The organism is Nocardia testacea NBRC 100365, from assembly GCF_000308775.1.
Lineage (GTDB): Bacteria > Actinomycetota > Actinomycetes > Mycobacteriales > Mycobacteriaceae > Nocardia > Nocardia testacea.
This window is the reverse complement of the sequence record NZ_BAGJ01000011.1, coordinates 1-18,289: the sequence shown is the minus strand read 5'-3', so window position 1 is coordinate 18,289 and position 18,289 is coordinate 1. Positions and strand designations below refer to the sequence as shown.

The 18,289-nt window shown below is 68.0% G+C and carries 19 protein-coding genes and 1 tRNA gene; 7 read left to right on the top strand and 13 right to left on the bottom strand.

What is annotated here, in order from left to right; translation table 11 throughout:
* The first annotated feature begins 46 nt into the window (after positions 1-46).
* From ON38_RS35790 to ON38_RS01510, 3 genes are read left to right on the top strand one after another with little or no spacing between them, the layout of a single operon-like run.
* Positions 47-709 (top strand): hypothetical protein, encoded by a 663-nt coding sequence (locus tag ON38_RS35790; protein ID WP_157181635.1) that lies wholly within the window; start codon positions 47-49, stop codon positions 707-709.
* The gene (locus ON38_RS35785; protein WP_157181634.1) at positions 706-1,020 is read left to right on the top strand and encodes a hypothetical protein; all 315 of its coding nucleotides are present in this window, start codon (positions 706-708) and stop codon (positions 1,018-1,020) included. The genes ON38_RS35790 and ON38_RS35785 overlap by 4 nt, the downstream gene beginning before the upstream one ends.
* Positions 1,021-1,037: 17 nt before the next feature.
* A complete protein-coding gene (locus ON38_RS01510; protein WP_039821729.1) occupies positions 1,038-1,301 on the top strand; it encodes a hypothetical protein in 264 nt (87 codons plus the stop codon).
* Positions 1,302-1,322: 21 nt separating this feature from the next.
* On the opposite strand, the gene ON38_RS33870 is transcribed toward ON38_RS01510, so the two are convergent.
* On the bottom strand, positions 1,323-2,525 hold the full coding sequence (locus ON38_RS33870) for a helix-turn-helix domain-containing protein (RefSeq protein WP_051164257.1): 1,203 nt from the start codon (positions 2,523-2,525) through the stop codon (positions 1,323-1,325).
* A 218-nt stretch (positions 2,526-2,743) separates the two neighbouring features.
* Here ON38_RS33870 and ON38_RS01500 point away from each other — a divergent pair, with 218 nt between their 5' ends.
* A complete protein-coding gene (locus ON38_RS01500) occupies positions 2,744-3,064 on the top strand; it encodes a hypothetical protein (RefSeq protein ID WP_039821728.1) in 321 nt (106 codons plus the stop codon).
* Positions 3,065-3,227: 163 nt separating this feature from the next.
* Here ON38_RS01500 and ON38_RS35780 read toward each other — a convergent pair whose 3' ends face one another.
* On the bottom strand, positions 3,228-3,401 hold the full coding sequence (locus tag ON38_RS35780; protein ID WP_157181633.1) for a hypothetical protein: 174 nt from the start codon (positions 3,399-3,401) through the stop codon (positions 3,228-3,230).
* 285 nt (positions 3,402-3,686) lie between these two features.
* Here ON38_RS35780 and ON38_RS01495 point away from each other — a divergent pair, with 285 nt between their 5' ends.
* Together ON38_RS01495 and ON38_RS37315 are read left to right on the top strand one after the other, a co-directional pair.
* The gene (locus tag ON38_RS01495) at positions 3,687-4,013 is read left to right on the top strand and encodes a hypothetical protein (RefSeq protein ID WP_039821723.1); all 327 of its coding nucleotides are present in this window, start codon (positions 3,687-3,689) and stop codon (positions 4,011-4,013) included.
* A 459-nt stretch (positions 4,014-4,472) separates the two neighbouring features.
* Positions 4,473-4,721 (top strand): site-specific integrase, encoded by a 249-nt coding sequence (locus tag ON38_RS37315; protein ID WP_051164256.1) that lies wholly within the window; start codon positions 4,473-4,475, stop codon positions 4,719-4,721.
* A gap of 88 nt (positions 4,722-4,809) precedes the next feature.
* Here the strand turns inward: ON38_RS37315 and ON38_RS01485 are convergent.
* From ON38_RS01485 to ON38_RS01465, 5 genes are all read right to left on the bottom strand, one after another.
* Positions 4,810-4,885 (bottom strand) — tRNA-Thr (locus ON38_RS01485).
* 57 nt (positions 4,886-4,942) lie between these two features.
* On the bottom strand, positions 4,943-6,133 hold the full coding sequence (locus tag ON38_RS01480; protein ID WP_039821958.1) for a DNA polymerase III subunit delta': 1,191 nt from the start codon (positions 6,131-6,133) through the stop codon (positions 4,943-4,945).
* Positions 6,134-6,369: 236 nt separating this feature from the next.
* A complete protein-coding gene (locus tag ON38_RS01475) occupies positions 6,370-6,876 on the bottom strand; it encodes a DinB family protein (RefSeq protein WP_039821722.1) in 507 nt (168 codons plus the stop codon).
* Between the two features lie 68 nt (positions 6,877-6,944).
* Positions 6,945-9,860, bottom strand: coding sequence for a type I DNA topoisomerase (gene topA / locus ON38_RS01470; RefSeq protein WP_039821720.1), 2,916 nt, complete (start codon positions 9,858-9,860; stop codon positions 6,945-6,947).
* A 1,071-nt stretch (positions 9,861-10,931) separates the two neighbouring features.
* On the bottom strand, positions 10,932-11,138 hold the full coding sequence (locus ON38_RS01465; RefSeq protein WP_011206895.1) for a cold-shock protein: 207 nt from the start codon (positions 11,136-11,138) through the stop codon (positions 10,932-10,934).
* Between the two features lie 431 nt (positions 11,139-11,569).
* Here ON38_RS01465 and sftH point away from each other — a divergent pair, with 431 nt between their 5' ends.
* Positions 11,570-13,966, top strand: coding sequence for a DEAD/DEAH box helicase (sftH, locus tag ON38_RS01460; protein WP_051164255.1), 2,397 nt, complete (start codon positions 11,570-11,572; stop codon positions 13,964-13,966).
* A gap of 210 nt (positions 13,967-14,176) precedes the next feature.
* Here sftH and ON38_RS01455 read toward each other — a convergent pair whose 3' ends face one another.
* The 6 genes from ON38_RS01455 to ON38_RS01430 form a co-directional block, all read right to left on the bottom strand.
* Positions 14,177-14,581 carry an Rv3654c family TadE-like protein gene (locus ON38_RS01455; RefSeq protein ID WP_051164254.1) on the bottom strand — a complete coding sequence of 135 codons (405 nt, stop codon included), beginning with the start codon at positions 14,579-14,581 and terminating at the stop codon, positions 14,177-14,179.
* Positions 14,582-14,625: 44 nt separating this feature from the next.
* A complete protein-coding gene (locus ON38_RS01450; RefSeq protein ID WP_039821954.1) occupies positions 14,626-14,940 on the bottom strand; it encodes a TadE family type IV pilus minor pilin in 315 nt (104 codons plus the stop codon).
* A gap of 92 nt (positions 14,941-15,032) precedes the next feature.
* On the bottom strand, positions 15,033-15,257 hold the full coding sequence (locus ON38_RS01445) for a DUF4244 domain-containing protein (RefSeq protein ID WP_039821719.1): 225 nt from the start codon (positions 15,255-15,257) through the stop codon (positions 15,033-15,035).
* A gap of 90 nt (positions 15,258-15,347) precedes the next feature.
* Entirely contained in the window at positions 15,348-15,944 is a 597-nt protein-coding gene (locus tag ON38_RS01440) for a type II secretion system F family protein (protein ID WP_039821718.1), read from the bottom strand.
* Between the two features lie 167 nt (positions 15,945-16,111).
* The gene (locus tag ON38_RS01435) at positions 16,112-16,936 is read right to left on the bottom strand and encodes a type II secretion system F family protein (RefSeq protein WP_306306644.1); all 825 of its coding nucleotides are present in this window, start codon (positions 16,934-16,936) and stop codon (positions 16,112-16,114) included.
* Positions 16,933-18,126, bottom strand: coding sequence for a TadA family conjugal transfer-associated ATPase (locus tag ON38_RS01430; RefSeq protein ID WP_039821716.1), 1,194 nt, complete (start codon positions 18,124-18,126; stop codon positions 16,933-16,935). Before ON38_RS01430 ends, ON38_RS01435 begins: the two co-directional genes overlap by 4 nt.
* Positions 18,127-18,289 lie beyond the last annotated feature (163 nt).

Sequence of the window (18,289 nt, the reverse complement as noted above, 5' to 3'; positions counted from 1 at the left end):
GATCCGCGACCAGGCCCGATGCGCGCGTCAGCGGCGGCGGCAAACGATGAAGGACGTGCCCGGTGAGCTAAGGCAACAGTTGCAGCGGATGGCGGACGACATGATCGAACTGCTCAGCCGCCGGACCGGTCCCCACCTGCACGACACGTTGGGCGACGTGGCCGATGAGGTCCGCGCGGCGCGCAGAACAATTGGCGGTGCCTCCGAGCACGGCGCCCGCGAGATCGAAAAAGCAAGCGAGGGACGGAGCCCCGAACACACGGGAGCGACCCCACACGAAGATAATGTCCATTCACCACCGCGCCTGATCGATCGGTCCATCCCAGGTCAGCGATACTACAAACAGGATACGGCGAACCCACGGCTCCACGCCGAGGGTAAGGTTTTGGGTAGCACTCTCTTCGTGAGCCTCAGAACTAAACTGGAAAACGGACAACGGTCGACTCTGCTGAGCGGTGCGGAACAGTTCCAAACAATTCTGAAATTCTTCGAAGGCAAGTTCACCTCGATATCAGGAAATTGGCAATTCGGATCGAACCTTGCCGGCTTGAACGAGCTCACTGCTAAGGGATTGTCGCTGGAGGCCGCGGCAGCGAGGACATGGACTGGAAAACAAGCTGCTAAAGCGGGGTTCGAAAGGGTGGAAATTGTGAATGTCGAGGGTAGCCCCGGAGAGTACACCAGGGTAATGGTGGAGTTTACCCGATGAACTATTACGAGCCGAAGTTCGACGAAGGCGCCGCCGCGCTGGTGGCCTCAAAATATCGAGAAGGATGGGTTCCCTCTCGGATACTCCGAGAGATGTTGACACTGTACCCAGATGTTTCGACGCTCGACTTGATGGAATTGATGCAGAATGCATTCAACCTACCCTACCCGGCCGTTCAATGCATCGGGGGATGGTGGATGGACGGGACTGGCGAACTTTCCGATACCGAACTCGACGCTTTCCTGACCGAAGAAATTGCGAAAGTATTACCACGATACGGAAGAGATAAAAAAAGGGATTCGAAGCAATGAGCGAATAGCTACACGGGGTGAGCGCGGCTGTGTTGACCGTGCTCCGCACCACCACTGAGCCATTCGCGAAACCTGTGGCTCTGAAGGCGGCTGGTGATGAGCTGAACGCCTTCACCAACGAGTTCCGCGAAGAGTGTGGTCGAGGCCGCTATGAGCAGTCCAACGCTGAGCGCGATGCGATGAGCTTCATGGACACCCTGAGCCAGCAGGTCGATGCCTACATGGAAGAGGCGAAACGGGACATGAAAGCCGCAGGCTTCAAAACCACGCCCTGGGACTGATCCTCTGCGCGCAGCCCAAGCTCACGGCACCACGCCTACCCGCTGCGCCAACCGTCCCAGCTCCCCCGTCGTGAGGTCACGCTGCGCCTGCCGCAGCATCGAGCCCACCAGCTCGCGCACCGGAGCCATCCCGCGCACATGCTGAGGTGCGGCGTGCTCACCGCGCAGCAGGGCGTACAGCGCCGCCCGGTGGTCACGCTTCATCGCGTGCGCGCGGCCCAGCTCGACGAAGAACTGGGCGTGCCGCACCCCGTTCGGGAGGGCGGTCGGGTCCAGTGTCTCCGCGATCCGCAACGCCTCACCGGGCTCGCGCCGCTCCACGGCTGAACTCATCTGCCAGAGGGCCACGTTCGCCGGTCCGAATGTCCGGTTGCGAGCGGAGCTGTGCCCGACCGGTGCCTCCGACAGCCGATCCGCCAGTTCCGCCGCCTCCGCAATGTGGGGTGCCGCGTCCCCTCCGGCCAGGGTCTCCGCGAAGCCCGCCTGTAGACGTGCCATACCGACCGTCTCCAACTCGCCGCGCGTGCGTGCGTCGGAGGCCAGCCGGTCAGCCGCCCCGGTCGCTGTGCTCAGCGCGGCCGTGAGCGCACCGGGACGGGCGGCCAGAATCTGGGACTTCAGGAACTGGGCGGCAGCGACCGGGGCGAGTGAGTCCGCCCGGTCCGCCGCCCGCTCGGACTCCTGCACGGCCGTCCACGCCAGAGCGTCGTGGCCACGCTGGCGCAGCGCTGACGCCACACCGTAGGCGGCGGTTGCCAGCAGATCCCACGACTGCACGCTGCCATCTTCGGTAAGCCGGTAGGCATCGGTTAGCAGGTCCGGCAGCAGGGGCCCCAGAGCCGCATAATCTCCGGCATGACGCAGCCGGGATGCGTGTACAACGGTCACTGCCAATTCGTCCAGGGTGCGCCGCGGCCGGGTGTCGGTGACATTGCCCTGTGTCCACAGCGCGGTTTCGATATCGGCTACCGATCGGTGAAACGCGCTGGTGGCCGGGTCTATCCGGTCATCGCTGCCGGTGAGGTCCGCGAGGGTGCAACCGAGCGCACCGGCCAGCGCGAGCAGCGTGCGCCGAGAATCGACCGGCCGTAGCCCGGTCTCGTACTTGGCAATCACGGACCTGCTCAGCCCTGCCCGGTCTGCGAGGACCTGCTGAGAGATGCCGCGCCGGGCGCGGATCTGGCGCACCCGCTCCCCGATGAAGGTATCCGGTTCGTCGGTCATGCCGCGCACCTGCGCTTTCCCTGTCGAGTACCCACGCCTTACGTGCATTGTCCCTCAAGTCTCGGGCGGCGGAGCGGCGACCGGAAGCAGGCCCAGATGTTCCCCAGCGGAACAAGGTTCACTCGCCACGGTGTGACGCTCTGCATAGCCCCGCCGCCGGGAGGTCGAGCCCCCGGCGGCGGGTGCGCACCAACCGGGGATACGGCAGGGGACCCACGATGCAGAGCGATTCACCGAAGGCCATCGGCCTGGTACGCAAGGATGCGCACGGCAACGGAGTGGATATCCACCAGGTAGCGCAGCGCTACGGATATCGACTGGTGTGGACGGTCTATGCGGACTGCGGGCCGCTGGCGACCGCTCTCATCCTGACCGGCGCCCTGCTGGAGCACAACGCCACGGCCGTGATCGTGCCCTCGTTCGAGCACGCAGACCCGGTGCGAAACATGATCACCGAGCGGGCAGCGCTGGCGACCCCGATGCAGGTGTATCCGCGCGGGTACCGGTGGCCGGTGGTCGATATGGACCGCCGCCGGTGATCGCGCTGGGGTTCATCATCGTGATCGGTCTGCCCGTGGCCGTACTGCTATGGGCAGTGTTCTGGCCGCAACCCAGCCGGTCCGGAGATGGGACTGCTGAGGCGGGCAGTCACCGGATAGAGAACAACGTCACCAGGTAGGCGAGCACGATTCCCAGCCCGAGCTAGATGGGCCCGAACCAGGTTTTCCACCGAGTCGGAACAGCGACTGTCGCGAGCAGGTAAGACGCGATCTGGGTCGAGACCAGATCGGCCTTCGATGCCAGAAAATTCGTCTCCACACCTGGTTGGATCAGACGGGCAAAGCCCTCGTCGGTTCCATCGGTGAGTTCGTTCATGAGAAGTCGAACGACTCGTCTTGCAGCTTCTTGTGGGTGTCCCGGAGACGGTCATGTTCTTCGCAAACTGACCGGCCATGCGGTAGTGCTTGAACAGGTCTCGGATCACCAAATAGACGCCCAATAGTTGAAACGCGAGCGCTACGGAGGCCAGCGAGTAGAGCCCGGCATTGGACTTCAGGAACTCGATCACCTCTGTGAAGCGCTCCGCTGGCTGACCTCGTTACGCAGCCTGAAAGTCCACTTGCACAAGCTCCTCGGATATCGGCGCCGGTCTGGCGCTACATGGGCGGCAAGAAGCTGGCGCAGGTGACGAAGGCCGATGGTGACGCCCTGGTGGCGTGGATGCTGACCGAGGGCCGTGTGGACCAGCGGCGCGCGACCCGCCCTGATTCGCTCTCCTCCCGGATCGCGGAGTTCATCGCGCAGCACCCCGAGGGCATCTCGACGCGCGACATCGCGGCGGAGTTCCCAGGCACCCAGATTCACACTCCCCTGTCGGCCCTGGTGCGCGCCGGACGGATCGCCCGGACCGGCCGGCGGTGTGCACCGCGTGCGAGCTGGCCACGGTCACCGCCGGAGTCAAGCCGGTCATGGTCCGCTCCACCCTGACCGCGCTGAGCGCGATGGTTCAGTCCTACGTGGACCAGGGTGCGCTCCCCCGGAACGTAATCGCTCTGGTGGAGCGGCCCGGTGACGAGATCCCCGAAGACGATGACGCAGCAGAAGCGGCGAAGTCCTGGACGGTGGCCGAAGTCCAGCAGTTCCGGCAGGCTGCGGCGGCGCACCGCCTCCATGCGTGCCGGCTCATGTCCACCTACGGCATGCGCCGCTCGGAAGTGCAGGAAACGCGGTGGACCCGGTTCGACGACGCCGCGTTGCGAGTCCGCCGGGGCCGGGTGGCGATCGGGTCGGAGACCAAGGAGAACTTGCCGAAGTCCCGGCGCAGCCGCCGCACCCTCCCGCCGCCTGCCGATCTGGCCGAAGCGCTGCGCTCGCTGAAGACCGCGCAGAAAGCTGAGGCTCTGTCACTGGGTATCCCGTGGTCCGACGACCGGCTGACCACAGTGGATGAGAAGCGACGCAGTCCGGTCGGAGTGGCACTCCGACGAGTTTCAGCGGATCAGCAAGCGGGCCGGGCTGCGGCGTATCCCGTTGAAAGGGTTGCGGAACACCTCGATGTCCCTCATGCTCGCGCTCGGTATCCCCGTGCATATCGTCGCGGCCTGGAACGGCCACGACCCGGCGGTATCACTGTCCATCTATAGCGACGCGCAGCCGGAGGACCTGAAGGCGGCGGGGACCGCTCTGTGCAGCTGAGATAAGAACCGCTCCCCGCGTGTTGGCAAGTTCTAGGCAAGTTGACTTGCCCGGACCGCCTCGCGGAGAGCGGAAATGTCCTCTGACCTGGAGCCGCCTAGGAGAATCGAACTCCTGACCTTTTCATTACGAGTGAAGCGCTCTACCGACTGAGCTAAGGCGGCGTGCCTTTCGGCGTGGCGAGTCTATCGTCTCCGCCCTGGGAACGCGAAAACGGCTGGTCAGGAGGTTTGCGCGATGAGAGTGGCGGCCATGGCGGCCACCGCGAAACGCGGCTTGACGTTCTGGTCGAGGGCTTCGCGGCAGGCCAGGACGGCGTCGATGGAGCGGAGCAGGCCTTCGGGGCGGACGCGCTCGGCCAGGTCGCGGGCGCGGTCGGCCATATCGGGGTGGGTCATGGTGAGGCCGGCGGGGCCGCCGAAGGCGATGGCGAGGGCATCGCGGTATAGGCCGGCTATATCGAGGAGGGCGCGGTCGAGGGCGTCGCGGCCGGTGCGGGTGGCGCGGGATTTCTGGCGGCGTTCGAGATCCTTGAGGACGCCGGCGGAGCCACGGGTGGCGCTCGCGGCTCCCTTGCCGGTGCCGCCGGCGCCGAGGGCGGTGGCGAGTTCTTCGCGTTCGCGTTCGTCACGTTCGGTGCTGAGCTGTTTCGCCTCGTCTTCGGCGGCCTTCACCAGTTCGTCGGCGGCGAGGTAGGCGGTGCCGCGGGCTACCGCGGTCACCACATCGAGGGCTCGGCGGCGGCGGGCGCGAGCCTCGTCGTCGGTGGCGAGGCGGCGGGCGCGGCCGATATGGCCGCCGCTCACAGCGGCCGCCCAGTCGGCGGTTTCCGGATCGAGGCCGTCGTGTTCGCGCAGGACCTGGGCTATCGCGGGAGCGGACGGGGTGGTCAGGTGGATGTGCCGGCAGCGGGAGCGCAGGGTGACTGAGATGTCCTCCGGATCCACCGAGGGCGCGCACAGCAGGAACACGGTGCGCTCGGGCGGCTCTTCCACCACCTTGAGAAGTACGTTGCCCGCGGCCTCGGTGAGCCGATCGGCATCCTCGATCACCACCACCTGCCAGCGACCGGTGCTGGGGCGCCGGGCCGCGATCTGCACGATCCCGCGCATCTCCTTGGTCGAGATGCTCAGGCCTTCGGGGATCACCCGGCGCACATCACCGTGGGTGCCGGCCATCGTCGTGGTGCAGGCGTGGCAGCGGCCGCATCCGGGCTGTTCGGAATCGGTGCACTGCAGGGCGGCCGCGAAGCACAGCGCAGCCACCTCGCGACCGGACCCCGGCGGGCCGGTGAACAGCCATGAATGCGTCATGGCGCCCTCGGCGACACCGGAGCGGCCGGCGACCGCGGCAGCGGTCAGATCGGCGGTCACCGGCCCTTGACCCACGAGACGCTCGAAGACACCCACCACGCTCACACCCTAATACGCTCGACCGACCACAACCGGCCGCCGGGACCCACGCCATTCCGAATGCTCCCCGGTGCGCCCCGCTGACGGATACGGCCGACGCCGGACACGATCCACCGGCGCCGAGGCGAGCGAATCGCCGAGCTGTGCCGGCCGAGGCGCTGCCGTAACGGATACGAAGATTCCCCCGGTACGGTTCGTCGCCGTCTTGCTTCCACCGCCGGAACTCGCCGGCCGCGCTACCCGGCGCGCTGCGCGGTGGTGTTCGCTCCGTCCAACTGCTCGCGGATGATATCGGCGTGCCCGCTGTGGTGGGCGATCTCACGGAGGATGTGCAGGATCAGGAAACGCGCGGACCACCACACGCGGCCCGGTACCCACGGGTTGGTGGGGGTGGGAATCGAAGCGTCCAGGTCGTCCACCGAGCGCACGAGTTCGGCGGTGTTCGCGGCGACACGCTCCCATTCGGCGAGCAGTCCGGCGACCGTCTCGTCGTCGGCGATGAGGTACTCGCCCTCGTAGTCCTCGAGTTTCGTTTCGGCGTTCTCGTCCCGCTCGACCAGTACCTTCGTCCAATCACGTTCACAGCGGACGATGTGGTGCAGCAGGCCGCCGAGAGTCAGTTCGCTGGCGGTGGTGCGCTGCCGCGCCTGCGCGTCGTCGATACCCCGCAGCGTTATCCGGAACATCTCACGCTGTTCGTCGAGCAGTTGGACGAGATCCTCGCGTTCCCGGCTACCGGGCATCGGCGCTCCTTGTCGTCGGACGGTTTCGCGCGCGACATTACTGCGACGATCCGACAGACAACCGCCCGCTAGTCTTCGTTCTGGGAAGACGACCGGCCCGCGGACTGCTTCGCCGGGGCCTTCTTGGCGGGAGCCTTCTTGGCCGCCGTCTTCTTCGCGGCCGCTTTCGCGGTGGTCGTCTTTTTCGCGGCGGTGGTGGTCTTCTTGGCGGCGGCCTTCTTGGCCGGAGCCTTCTTGACGGTCTTCTTGGCGGCCTTCTTCACCGGGCCGCGTGCCCGCCGGTCGGCCAGCAGTTCGGAGGCGCGTTCGTCGGTGATGGACTCCACTTCGTCGCCCTTGCGCAGGCTGGCGTTGGTCTCGCCGTCGGTCACGTAGGGTCCGAAGCGCCCGTCCTTGATGACCATCGGCTTACCGGTGGCGGAATCGTTGCCGAGTTCCCGGAGCGGCGCGGCTGCCGCGGCCTGTCTACCTCTACGTTTGGGTTCGGCATAGAGCTTGAGGGCCTCGTCGAGGGTCACCGTGAAGATCTGGTCCTCGGTGGCCAGCGACCGCGAATCGGTGCCCTTCTTCAGATAGGGTCCGTACCGGCCGTTCTGCGCGGTGATCTCCTCCCCGGAGGCCGGGTCGGCGCCGACCACACGCGGCAACGACAGCAGCTTCAACGCGTCCTCGAGGGTGACCGTGGCCGGGTCCATCGACTTGAACAGCGACCCGGTCCGCGGTTTCGGAGCGTTCTTCTTCGCGGGTTTCTTGGCCGCCTGATCCTCGTCGGTCTCCGGCAGGATCTCGGTGACGTAGGGGCCGAAACGCCCTTCCTTGACGACGATTTCGTGACCGGTGTCCGGGTCGCTGCCCAGCGTGCGGCCCTCCTGCGGAGTGGAGAAGAGTTTCTCCGCCACCTCCGGGGTGAGCTCGTCGGGCGGCAGGTCATCGGGAAGATTGGCGCGCTGGGAGGTCGGTTCGGCATCCGGCTTGTCGGGGTCGGTGACCATGCGTTCCAGATACGGCCCGTACCGGCCGACCCGCACCACCACATCGCGCCCCGCGTCGTCGCTGAAGAGTTTGATGGAGTTGATCACGCGGGCGTCGATATCGTCGAGCCGCTCCCCGACCATCCGCTTCAAGCCGCCGGACCGCGCGACCGAACCCTCGGCGCCGTCGTCGCCACCGAAATAGAAGCTGGACAACCAATTTCCGCGCTGCGCCCGGCCACCGGCGATGGCATCCAGATCGTCTTCCATGGCAGCGGTGAAATCGAAATCGACCAGGCGACCGAAGTATTGCTCCAGCAGCCCGGTCACCGAGAAGGCGACCCAGGACGGCACCAGGGCGCTACCGCGTTTGTAGATGTAGCCGCGGTCGAGAATGGTTTTGATGATGGACGAATAGGTCGAGGGGCGCCCGATGCCGAGCTCCTCGAGCGTTTTGATCAGCGACGCTTCGGTGTAGCGGGCAGGCGGGTTGGTGCTGTGCCCGTCGGGGTTCAACTCGACCGCGGTGACGCCTTCGCCCTCGGCGAGCTGCGGCAACCGGGTCTCGGCGTCGTCGGACTGACCGCCGGCCTCCTCGTCGACACTTTCCACATAGGCCTTCAGGAAGCCCGGAAAGGTGATGGTGCGGCCGGAGGCGGAGAACACACATTCCTCGCCGGTGCCGGCGGTGCCGGTGATCCGCAGGGTGAGGGTGGTGCCCCTGGCGTCCGCCATCTGCGAGGCGACGGTGCGCTGCCAGATCAGCTCGTAGAGCCGGAACTCGTCGTTGTCCAGCCGCGCGTGCAACTGGCCCGGCGTGGCGAAGGTATCGCCCGCGGGACGGATGGCCTCGTGCGCTTCCTGCGCGTTCTTCACCTTCCGGGTGTACTGCCGGGCGGTGGGGTGCACGAACTCGGCACCGTAGAGCTGGGTGGCCTGGGTGCGCGCGGCATTGATCGCCGACTCCGACAGCGTGGTCGAGTCGGTACGCATATAGGTGATGTAACCGTTCTCGTACAGCCGCTGCGCGGTACGCATGGTGCGTTCCGAGGTGAACCGCAGTTTGCGGCCGGCCTCCTGCTGCAACGTGGAGGTCATGAACGGCGCATACGGTTTGCGGGTGTAGGGCTTGGACTCGGCGGAGGTCACCACCAGATCCGCGCCGTGCAGGGCTTCGGCCAGCCGGCGGGCCCGGGCCTCGTCCAGGACCAGCGCCCGGGAATCGGCCTTGAGCCGACCGTCGGACCCGAAATCGCGCCCGGTGGCGACCCGGGACCCGTCCACATCGACGAGACGGGCGGAGAACACCCGCGGATTGGCGGAGTCGGTCTCGCCGCCGGCATCGAGTTTCGCGGCGATATCCCAGTACTCCGCCGACCGGAACGCCATCCGCTCCCGCTCGCGCTGCACGATCACGCGGGTCGCCACCGACTGCACCCGGCCCGCCGACAACCGCGGCATGACCTTCTTCCACAGCACCGGACTGACCTCGTAGCCGTACAGCCGGTCCAGGATGCGCCGGGTTTCCTGTGCGTCGACCAGGTCGTTGTCCAGGTCGCGGGTGTCGGCGGCGGCCGCGCGGATCGCCGGCTCGGTGATCTCGTGGAAGACCATCCGCCGGACCGGGACCTTCGGCTTCAGCGTCTCCAGCAGATGCCAGGCGATGGCCTCGCCCTCGCGGTCGGGGTCGGTGGCCAGATACAACTCGTCGGCGTCGGCCAGCAGACCCTTGAGTTCGGTGACCTTCCCCTTCTTCTCCGGGCTGACGACGTAGATGGGCTCGAAGTCGTTGTTGACGTCCACCCCGAGCCGCGCCCAGTCCTGGCCCTTGTACTTGGCCGGGACATCGGCCGCACCGCGCGGCAGATCCCGGATATGGCCGACCGATGCCTCGACCGTATAGTCCCGCCCCAGGTAGGGCGCGATTTTGCGGGCCTTCGTCGGGGATTCGACGATGACGAGACGACGCACGGGACGACCCGCCTCGGCTGCGTTTCGGTCTCGTGTTGCCACCGGCGAATCCCTTTCCTTCTCGACCCGCTGAACACTGCTCGGTACGCAGGACGCGGCTGATTGAGCAGATGGTGACGCCTTACATCACCACCAGTCACGTTTATACCTCGACGCCGCGCGTGGTCGGACGGTTGCGACCATCGGGCGATAGCGCGTCGATGCCGTTCAGTATGCAGTGCCGCGCCGACAGCCGGCACGCACGGTGCGTCACGAATCCACGCAGTATCGACCTGACCGGTGTGCGTGAAGGCCGATCCGCCTCCGGCCCGCGCGTGGCGCGGAGCACGTTCGACGGAGACGAGCGACACGTAATCGCGGCGCCCTGCCACCGAGCCGCGCACCATCCTCCGGTCTCGGGCGCCTCCTGAACACCCGGCGACCACACGGGGGGCGCCGATTCCGGAAAGCACGCGTCCGCAGGGGCTGCGGAGCTCCGCGGACGGCCCACAGCACGTGCACCACTGCGCGCGAAAGCGTGATTTCGGCGGAGCGTCCGCCGTGCGGATATCTCGCCGGCCCGGTCGCGCTGATATGCCGAGATCGTATGGCGGGCCTACCGCCATACGATGGACGCACCTGCGAAGCGTCCACTCCGGAGGCGGCCGAACTCTCGACGGGGGTGTCTGTCCCGGAGCCGCGCGAGCGCACGGCGCGAGCAGATGCCCACGAGCCCCCATGCGAGGTGGCCGGCTCGGCACGCCGGGACCGCTCGCTTCGAGCTACGCCCAGCGCGCACGGCGGGGGTGGACGCCCGGTCGAACCCGGCGGGCGCGGCCGGCACGCGTACCCGGGTCGACCGTGCGATGCCGGCTGGACCGACCCGATCGGACCGGGAGCAAGGGGCCGGATCAGATGCCGGGCTGTGCCCGCAACGACCGGCCGAAGCGAACACCCGGGTATGCACGGTCTGTGTAGGCGCCGGAGTGCGCGCGGAGCACACCGCCGGGGCGGACGCCCGGTTACGCGCAGTACGCATGGCCGGAGCGGATGCGGAGGTTCGCATACTCCACATATAGTTCGTCCCTCGCTCCCGTTACGGGACGCGAGGGACGGACTGGGAGGTGGACTCGCTCAGCTGAGCGCGCGAACTCCGGTGGCCTGGGGGCCCTTGGTGCCCTGGCCAACCTCGAACTCGACCTTCTGATTTTCTTCGAGGGTACGGAAACCCGAACCCTGGATCTCGGAATAGTGGACGAAGACGTCCGCAGAGCCGTCCTCGGGCGCGATGAAGCCGAAGCCCTTCTCCGCGTTGAACCACTTCACAGTTCCCTGTGCCATTCTGTTCCTTCTCTTTTCTTACTGGGAACGGCGGACAACTGGGTTTCGTCCACCGGGCCTGTTGCGGTCGGCGCTACTCTGACTCCCATGGGGGCCAACGTATGCCGTTCGCAACATCGATCCTGCCAGGGTTTGGACTTTGCATCCGCCCCTCGAACACAGAAGCTTTCGACCGAGACCCAGTGAACCATGTCTTTGGGAAATTCAACAGCGGAGTTACCGACAATTTGCAAAAAAAATGATCTCGCGAATGCAGGGGTAAGGGATAGTCCGCCCGAATCTGAACTTCCGGTATGTTTGCCTTCCGATAACCAGCGCCCGGACCGCGTACCCAGCTGTGACCCAGATCGCTATTGGGTATCGAACCCGCAGGTGGAACGAGGCGGACGTCGGTGTTTCACATTGTTGGGAGACCCGGAAGGCGTCCAGCCATGACTCGAGAGATCCGGCCCGATCAGTCCTATGGGCGATCGTTGCTGAATCGTGTCCTCGACGGCATTCCGGGCACTGATTCGCGCCTGACCCATATCGCCGAAGTACCCGGCCGGCCCGCAGCACCCACCGATTGGCCGTCCTGGTCGGCTCCGGAGGTAGTGGACGCGCTGCGTGCGGAAGGTATCGAAGCACCGTGGAGCCATCAGGCGGCCACCGCCGACCACGCCGCCCGCGGCCGGCACGTGGTGGTGGCGACCGGGACGGCGTCGGGAAAATCGCTCGGCTACCAGCTTCCCGTGCTCACCGCGCTGCACGAGGACCAGCGAGCGACCGCGCTGTACCTCGCCCCGACCAAGGCGCTAGGCGCCGATCAGCTCCGCATGGTCGGTGACCTGACCCGGCACGGCGCCCTCCGCCGGATCCCCGTCGCCGCCTATGACGGCGACACCCCCACCGAGGTCCGGCAGTGGGTGCGCGCGGAGACCCGCTGGCTGTTCACCAACCCGGATATGTTGCATCTGAGCCTGCTGCGCTCGCATCGAAGCTGGTCACGGTTCTTTCGTCGGCTGCGCTACGTGGTGGTCGACGAATGCCATGCCTATCGGGGACTGTTCGGTTCCCATGTGGCGCTGGTCCTGCGCCGACTGCGCCGGCTGGCGGCCCACTACGGCGCCGATCCGGTATTCGTTCTCTGTTCCGCGACGGCGGCCGATCCGGCCGCGGCGGCGTCCAGGCTGATCGGCGCCGATTGCGTGGCCGTGACCGAGGACGGGTCGCCGCAAGGGCCGCGTACGGTCGCGTTCTGGGAGCCGCCGCTGCTCACCGCGGTGACCGGGGAGAACGGTGCGCCCGTCCGGCTCGGCGCCACCACCGAGGCGGCCCGCATCACCGCCGACCTGGTCGTGGAGGGGGCGCGGACGCTGACCTTCGCGCGGTCGCGCCGCGCGGCCGAGCTGATCGCCGTCCACGCCCGGCAGCGCCTCACCGAAATCGACCCCGAACTGGCAGAACGCGTCGCCGCCTACCGCGGCGGCTACCTGCCCGAGGACCGGCGGGCGCTGGAGGCCGGGCTCTCGAACGGGTCCCTACTGGCCGCGGCGACCACGAATGCCCTGGAGCTCGGGGTGGACATCGCCGGGCTGGACGCCGTGGTCCTGGCCGGCTTTCCCGGCACGGTCGCCTCGTTCCGCCAGCAGATCGGCCGGGCCGGCCGCCGGACACAAGGAGCGTTGGCCCTGCTGGTGGCCCGCGACGACCCGCTGGACACCTATCTCGTGCACCACCCCGAGGCATTGCTGGACCGCCCGGTGGAAGCCAGCATCATCGATCCCTCGAACCCGTACGTACTCGGGCCGCAGCTGCTCTGCGCGGCCATGGAACTACCCCTCACGGAGGCGGAGGTACAAACCCTCGGCGCCCCTCGGATACTCAGGGAATTAGCAGGTCAGGGACTGGTTCGGCGCCGAGGAGCCCTGGGCGGCAGCAGTTGGTTCTATACGGGCGCCGAGCAGCCGCACGACGATGTCGATGTCCGCGGCGGTATCGGCACCCAGGTCGCGATCGTGGTCGCCGAGACGGGGCGGTTACTGGGCACGGCGGACGCCGGGCGAGCTCCGGCGACCCTGCACGAAGGCGCGGTCCACCTGCACCAGGGCGAGAGCTATCTGGTAGATGAGCTGGACCTCGAGGGCGGTGTCGCACTGGTCCGTGCCGATGCGCCCGGGTGGACCACAAGTGCCCGGCAGATCACCTCCCTCACGCTGGACACGGTGCGCGAAAGCACGACCTTCGGCGAAGTCACCGCGGCTTTCGCAGACGTGACCGTGCGCAGCCAGGTGGTGGGCTACCTTCGCACCCTGGTCACCGGGGAGGTCCTCGACCTGGTCGAACTCGACCTGCCCGAGCAGACCCTGCCCACCACCGCCGTGCTCTACACCGTGACACCGGAACTGCTGGAACGAGCCGGCATCGATGTCGCCGCGGTGCCCGGTGCCCTGCATGCCGCCGAACACGCGGCGATCGGCCTGCTGCCGCTGGTGGCGACCTGCGACCGATGGGACATCGGCGGGGTTTCCACAGCTCAGCACGCCGACACCGGCCTGCCCACGGTCTTCGTGTACGACGGGCAGCCCGGAGGGGCGGGGTTCGCCGAGCGCGGCTACACGATGTTGCGGCGCTGGCTCGCCGCCACCCTCGCGGCGGTCGAGGCATGTTCCTGCCATAGCGGGTGCCCGTCATGCGTGCAGTCGCCCAAGTGCGGTAACGGCAACGATCCCCTCGAAAAAGCCGGGGCGATCCGGTTGTTGTCCGCGATTCTCGCCGAGCTGACCGGCCCGGCACATCGCTACCCCACGGCTATGGAGCAATCCGGTGGTCGCGGCGTTTCCGGGTGAGCCGGAGCGGGCACACTACGCCGCACAGTCGGCAGATTTAAGAGGATAAGCATCATATTAACTGAATTGTTGCTAAAGGACCGGTCGGTAGCTACAGAGGGTGCCTTTGTATCAATTTTCGAACATATTGCTAATTCGAGTAACGGACCATTAATTGCCGTCGCTAAGTGAATGCAGTATTCGTCGTTAACAAAATTCGGCATAGCGCGATCACCGCGCTTCTCCGACCGGCCCGGCTCGCGCAATCGCTCGTATACTCCGCGCCCCGAACGGACCCAACGGTACTTTTTCTTCGATCGAGATCACGGCATCCCAGCCGTCTATCTCGCACCGCGCGACATGAGCCGCCATGCGACGTCCGAGTGCTTCGGCTGCCGCACATCCGGCTTCCGCGCCGTTCCACAGTTCACCCGCGGCCGCCAAGGCGGCGAGATCCGCCGCGGACTGGGCCCGGTGCCGCGCCACGACCACTCCGCCGAACTGGACTACCAGAACCGTCACCACGATCAAACCCACCGCCGCCAGACAGGCGGCGACCGTCGCCGAGCCCTTCTCTCCCGCCGAATACCGCGACCGGTGCCCGGTCGGACCGGTGGGCCGAGCCGCACGGACCACACGCCGACAGCGACTACCCGCAGGCGACGTCCTGCCGCGGCCTCTCACGGGCTCACCTCCGGCTCTGGTGCCGCCACCGCTTCGGCGTGCAGCCGGAGAACGGGTAACAGCGGGGTATCGGACGCCACGACAGCGATCACCCGATCGCCCTCGTAGCGCACCGAGATCTCCGCTCCTTCCGGTGCCACCCGGCGCGCGGCGACCTCCGCCGCCCCGCGATCACCCCGGGCCGCCAGCCGAGCCGCCTCACGGGCGGCATCCACACACCGCACCTGGGTCACCGCCGCCAGCACCGCCCCCACACACAACGCGGCGGTAGCGGCGAGCGCGGCGAGTGCAATCGCCGCTTCGACGGTCACCGACCCGGTCTCGTCGGTGACCGGGCGCCGGAACGCGCCGACAGCTCCGCGGCCGTCAGCGGCTCCGGTGCCCGGCGACCCGCCCATACACCTCAGACGCCGGTGTTCAGCGCCTTCTCGATGATCCCGGTCAGCGCATCGGGGATGCTCTCGCCGGTCACCACGGTGTACAGCACCGCGCCGAAAGCGGCCGCGGCTATGGTCCCGATCGCGTACTCGACCGTGCTCATCCCCTTTTCCTCCGACACCACGCGCCAGAACCGAGCGTTCGCCCTTCGCTGTACTTCCCGCAGCGGTTCCGGTGCGCTCCACGTCATCGTTCGGCTCTTCAGCACCCCGACCCCCTCTCTCCTCGGCTCGTACAGCCGTTCCGTACGAGCACATCTCGGTATCCGCCACCCGCGGTGTCACAGCAGTCCCCCGCCGAGGGCCCCGCCGGCCAGGCCGATGATCACCGGCACTATGCCGAGGCAGAGGAACGCCGGTAGGAAACACAGGCCCAGAGGTCCGCCGATCAGGACACCGGCCCGTTCGGCCCGCGCGGTCGCCGCTTCCTCCACCTGGGTGCGACGCTCCTCGGCGAGTTCGCCGATGGCCGCGGCCAGTGACGAACCCGAACGTGCCGAACGCCGCGCCAGCCGGGCCAGCGCGTCGAATTCCGGCGCCGCTCGGGCGCCGGATTCGGTGGGAGCCCAGGCCACGGCCGGATCGGCGCCCAGGGCGAGCAGATCGGCCACCCGCAGCAGCCGATCCGACAGCGAATCGGTCGCGGCCGGCGCGACGGCCCTCAGTGCGGCAGCAGTCGGCAAACCGGCCCGCAGACAGGCGGCCAGCAGATCGAACAGCGTCGCGCTCGCGACCGGGTCGGCGGCCGCGACGGGTTTCCGGGACCCCACCCGCCGGTGAGCCGGGCTCGGGCGTAACCGGGCCAGCACCGGCACCGAGGCCGGGGCCAGCAGAATCGCTGCCGACAGCAGAACGAACGGCCATGCGTAAGCAACCATCGATTTTCCTTTCGGCGTTCGTCGAGGGGGCCGCTCGGGTCGATTCCGATCCGGCGCACGGCCGGCGTGCCGGGACCGGCGGCCGGCCCGAGGTGGCGCCGGGCATACCGCGTTCGCCGGCAGAAGGCGCACGGCATATCGGAGCGGGTCGGCGGGCGTGTTCGGGTTCACCGCGGGGCCACCCGGCGGGTGATCTCGTCCGCCCAGAGCAACCCTGCGCAAGCCAGGCCGGCGCCGAGCGGCAGGAGGAACCGGCCGGCGGAGGAGACGAACAGCACATGCAGCGGCCGGGCGCCCATCAACTGCCCCAGCCCGACACCCAGCAACGGGAGTACCGCCAAGATCGCCGCGGTGGCGCGCGCACCGGCCAGCGAAGCGTCGGTCCGGGTCCGGAACCTGATTCGCGCGACGAGGTCGGCGCGGGCCGCCGCCAGGAGTTCGGCCAGAGCCAGACCGTGTCGCTCGGCGACCTGCCAGGCATCGGCCACACGGCCCAGCTCGGCGGCGATCACCGAGTCGGGACGGAGCAACCCCTCCGCGCCCGACCCGCCCAGCCTGCTGCGTGCCGAACCGACCGCGAAGGCCGCGGCCGCGATACCGCCGCTCTCCCGGGCGGCGACCGCGGCCGCGGCACTCGGGTGCGCGCCCACTCGGAGTTCGGAGATGACGGCCTCGAGCCCGTCGAGGAGGTGAGCGCATTCGGTGCGGTGCAGACGAGCCCGGCGGGAGCGGCGCAGCCGCACCGCGACAGTGGCCGCGACGAGCAGCGCGGCCATCAGACTGCCGCTACCCAGCGTGAACGCCAGCGCACATCCGATACCCGCAACCCCTCGTATCGTCCACCGCATCGGAAAGGCGCGCGCGGTACGGACTTCGAACACCCTGCCGAATCGCCGTCTGCCTGCGGGCTCCGGCGTGAGCAGCAGCGCCGCAGCAGTACATCCCAGTGCCGCCGCGACAGTGCCGACCGCCGTGGGGACCGGGGACATCATCCGGCCCGTTCCGCGAGAACAGCCTGCAGAACCCCGGCGGCGGGCGCCGGGCCGGCCGCCCGCCATGCCGGCCGGATCTCGACCCAACCGGCGCTGTCCCGCTGCACCACACCGATTTCCGCGAGATACCGAAACCCGTCGGCACGCCGCCGGACGTGCAGGACCACCTGAACGGCAGCGGCCAATTGGCTGTGTAGCGCCGGCCGGTCCATTCCGCCCAGCCCCGCCAATGCCTCGAGCCGCGCGGTCACCTCCCGGATCGAGTTGGCGTGGATCGTTCCGGCACCGCCGTCGTGACCGGTGTTCAATGCGGTGAGCAGGTCGACAACCTCCGCGCCGCGTACTTCGCCCACCACGATGCGGTCGGGGCGCATCCGCAACGCCTGCCGGACCAGATCACGTAAGGTGATCTCGCCCGCCCCTTCGATATTGGGCGGCCGCGCCACCAGCCGGACCACATGCGGATGCGGCGGCGCGAGTTCGGCCGCGTCCTCGACACAGATGATGCGCTCCCCTTCGTCCACCTCGGCGAGCAACGCGGAGAGCAATGTGGTCTTTCCCGCCCCGGTACCCCCGACCACGAGGAATGCCAGGCGCGCACGAACGATCTGCTGCAGAAGATCGTTCGCACCGGGGGCCACCGCGCCGGACCGGGCGAGCGCGTCCAGGCCCTGGGTCGCCGGACGCAGGATCCGGAGCGACAGACAGGTTCCACCGCGAGAGATGGGAGCGAGCACCGCGTGCAGCCGGACGCCGAAGCTCTGTCCCAGCACCAGTTCCCGGCCGGACAGTTGCCCGTCGACCCACGGCTGGGCATCGTCGAGACGACGGCCCGCCGAAAGGGCCAGGCGCTGCGCGAGCCGCCGGACGGCGGCTTCGTCGGGAAAGGTCGTCGCGGTCCGCTCGACCCCGCGACCCCGATCGATCCATACCGCGTCCGGGCCGGTGACCAGCACGTCGGCCACCGCGGGATCGTGCAACAGCGGTTCGAGCACACCCGCTCCGGTGAGTTCGGTCTGCAGCAACCGTAGGGCGCGCAGCAGATCCGTATCCCCCAGCATCCCGCCGGCTTCGGCCCGGATGGCCGCCGCGACCCGCGCGGGCTCGGGCTCCGCGCGATCTCCGGCCAGCCGTTCCCGCACCCGTTCCAGCAGTTCGGTCGTGACCACACCCGGGTGTTCGGCGCTCATCCGGCCCGCCGCGGGTCGGGCGGGCTCAGCACTGCCAGTACCGCGTCGCAGGCATCCCGCAGTGGGCCGCGCCGCAGCCGCAGACCGCGGCGTTCGAGCCGGGCGGCCAGGCCGGGTTGTGCCCGGACCGCCGCCAGCAGCGGCAGTTCCAGTATCTCGGCGA

Excerpts from the sequence above, each read along its gene's own strand:
- ON38_RS35790 (WP_157181635.1), top strand. The coding sequence starts at position 47 with ATGAAGGACGTGCCCGGTGAGCTAAGGCAACAGTTGCAGCGGATGGCG.
- ON38_RS35785 (WP_157181634.1), top strand. The coding sequence starts at position 706 with ATGAACTATTACGAGCCGAAGTTCGACGAAGGCGCCGCCGCGCTGGTG.
- ON38_RS33870 (WP_051164257.1), bottom strand. The coding sequence starts at position 2,525 with ATGACCGACGAACCGGATACCTTCATCGGGGAGCGGGTGCGCCAGATC.
- ON38_RS01500 (WP_039821728.1), top strand. The coding sequence starts at position 2,744 with ATGCAGAGCGATTCACCGAAGGCCATCGGCCTGGTACGCAAGGATGCG.
- ON38_RS35780 (WP_157181633.1), bottom strand. The coding sequence starts at position 3,401 with ATGAACGAACTCACCGATGGAACCGACGAGGGCTTTGCCCGTCTGATC.
- ON38_RS01495 (WP_039821723.1), top strand. The coding sequence starts at position 3,687 with ATGGGCGGCAAGAAGCTGGCGCAGGTGACGAAGGCCGATGGTGACGCC.
- ON38_RS37315 (WP_051164256.1), top strand. The coding sequence starts at position 4,473 with ATGAGAAGCGACGCAGTCCGGTCGGAGTGGCACTCCGACGAGTTTCAG.
- ON38_RS01475 (WP_039821722.1), bottom strand. The coding sequence starts at position 6,876 with ATGCCCGGTAGCCGGGAACGCGAGGATCTCGTCCAACTGCTCGACGAA.
- ON38_RS01465 (WP_011206895.1), bottom strand. The coding sequence starts at position 11,138 with ATGGCACAGGGAACTGTGAAGTGGTTCAACGCGGAGAAGGGCTTCGGC.
- sftH (WP_051164255.1), top strand. The coding sequence starts at position 11,570 with ATGACTCGAGAGATCCGGCCCGATCAGTCCTATGGGCGATCGTTGCTG.
- ON38_RS01445 (WP_039821719.1), bottom strand. The coding sequence starts at position 15,257 with ATGACGTGGAGCGCACCGGAACCGCTGCGGGAAGTACAGCGAAGGGCG.
- ON38_RS01440 (WP_039821718.1), bottom strand. The coding sequence starts at position 15,944 with ATGGTTGCTTACGCATGGCCGTTCGTTCTGCTGTCGGCAGCGATTCTG.
- ON38_RS01435 (WP_306306644.1), bottom strand. The coding sequence starts at position 16,936 with ATGATGTCCCCGGTCCCCACGGCGGTCGGCACTGTCGCGGCGGCACTG.
- ON38_RS01430 (WP_039821716.1), bottom strand. The coding sequence starts at position 18,126 with ATGAGCGCCGAACACCCGGGTGTGGTCACGACCGAACTGCTGGAACGG.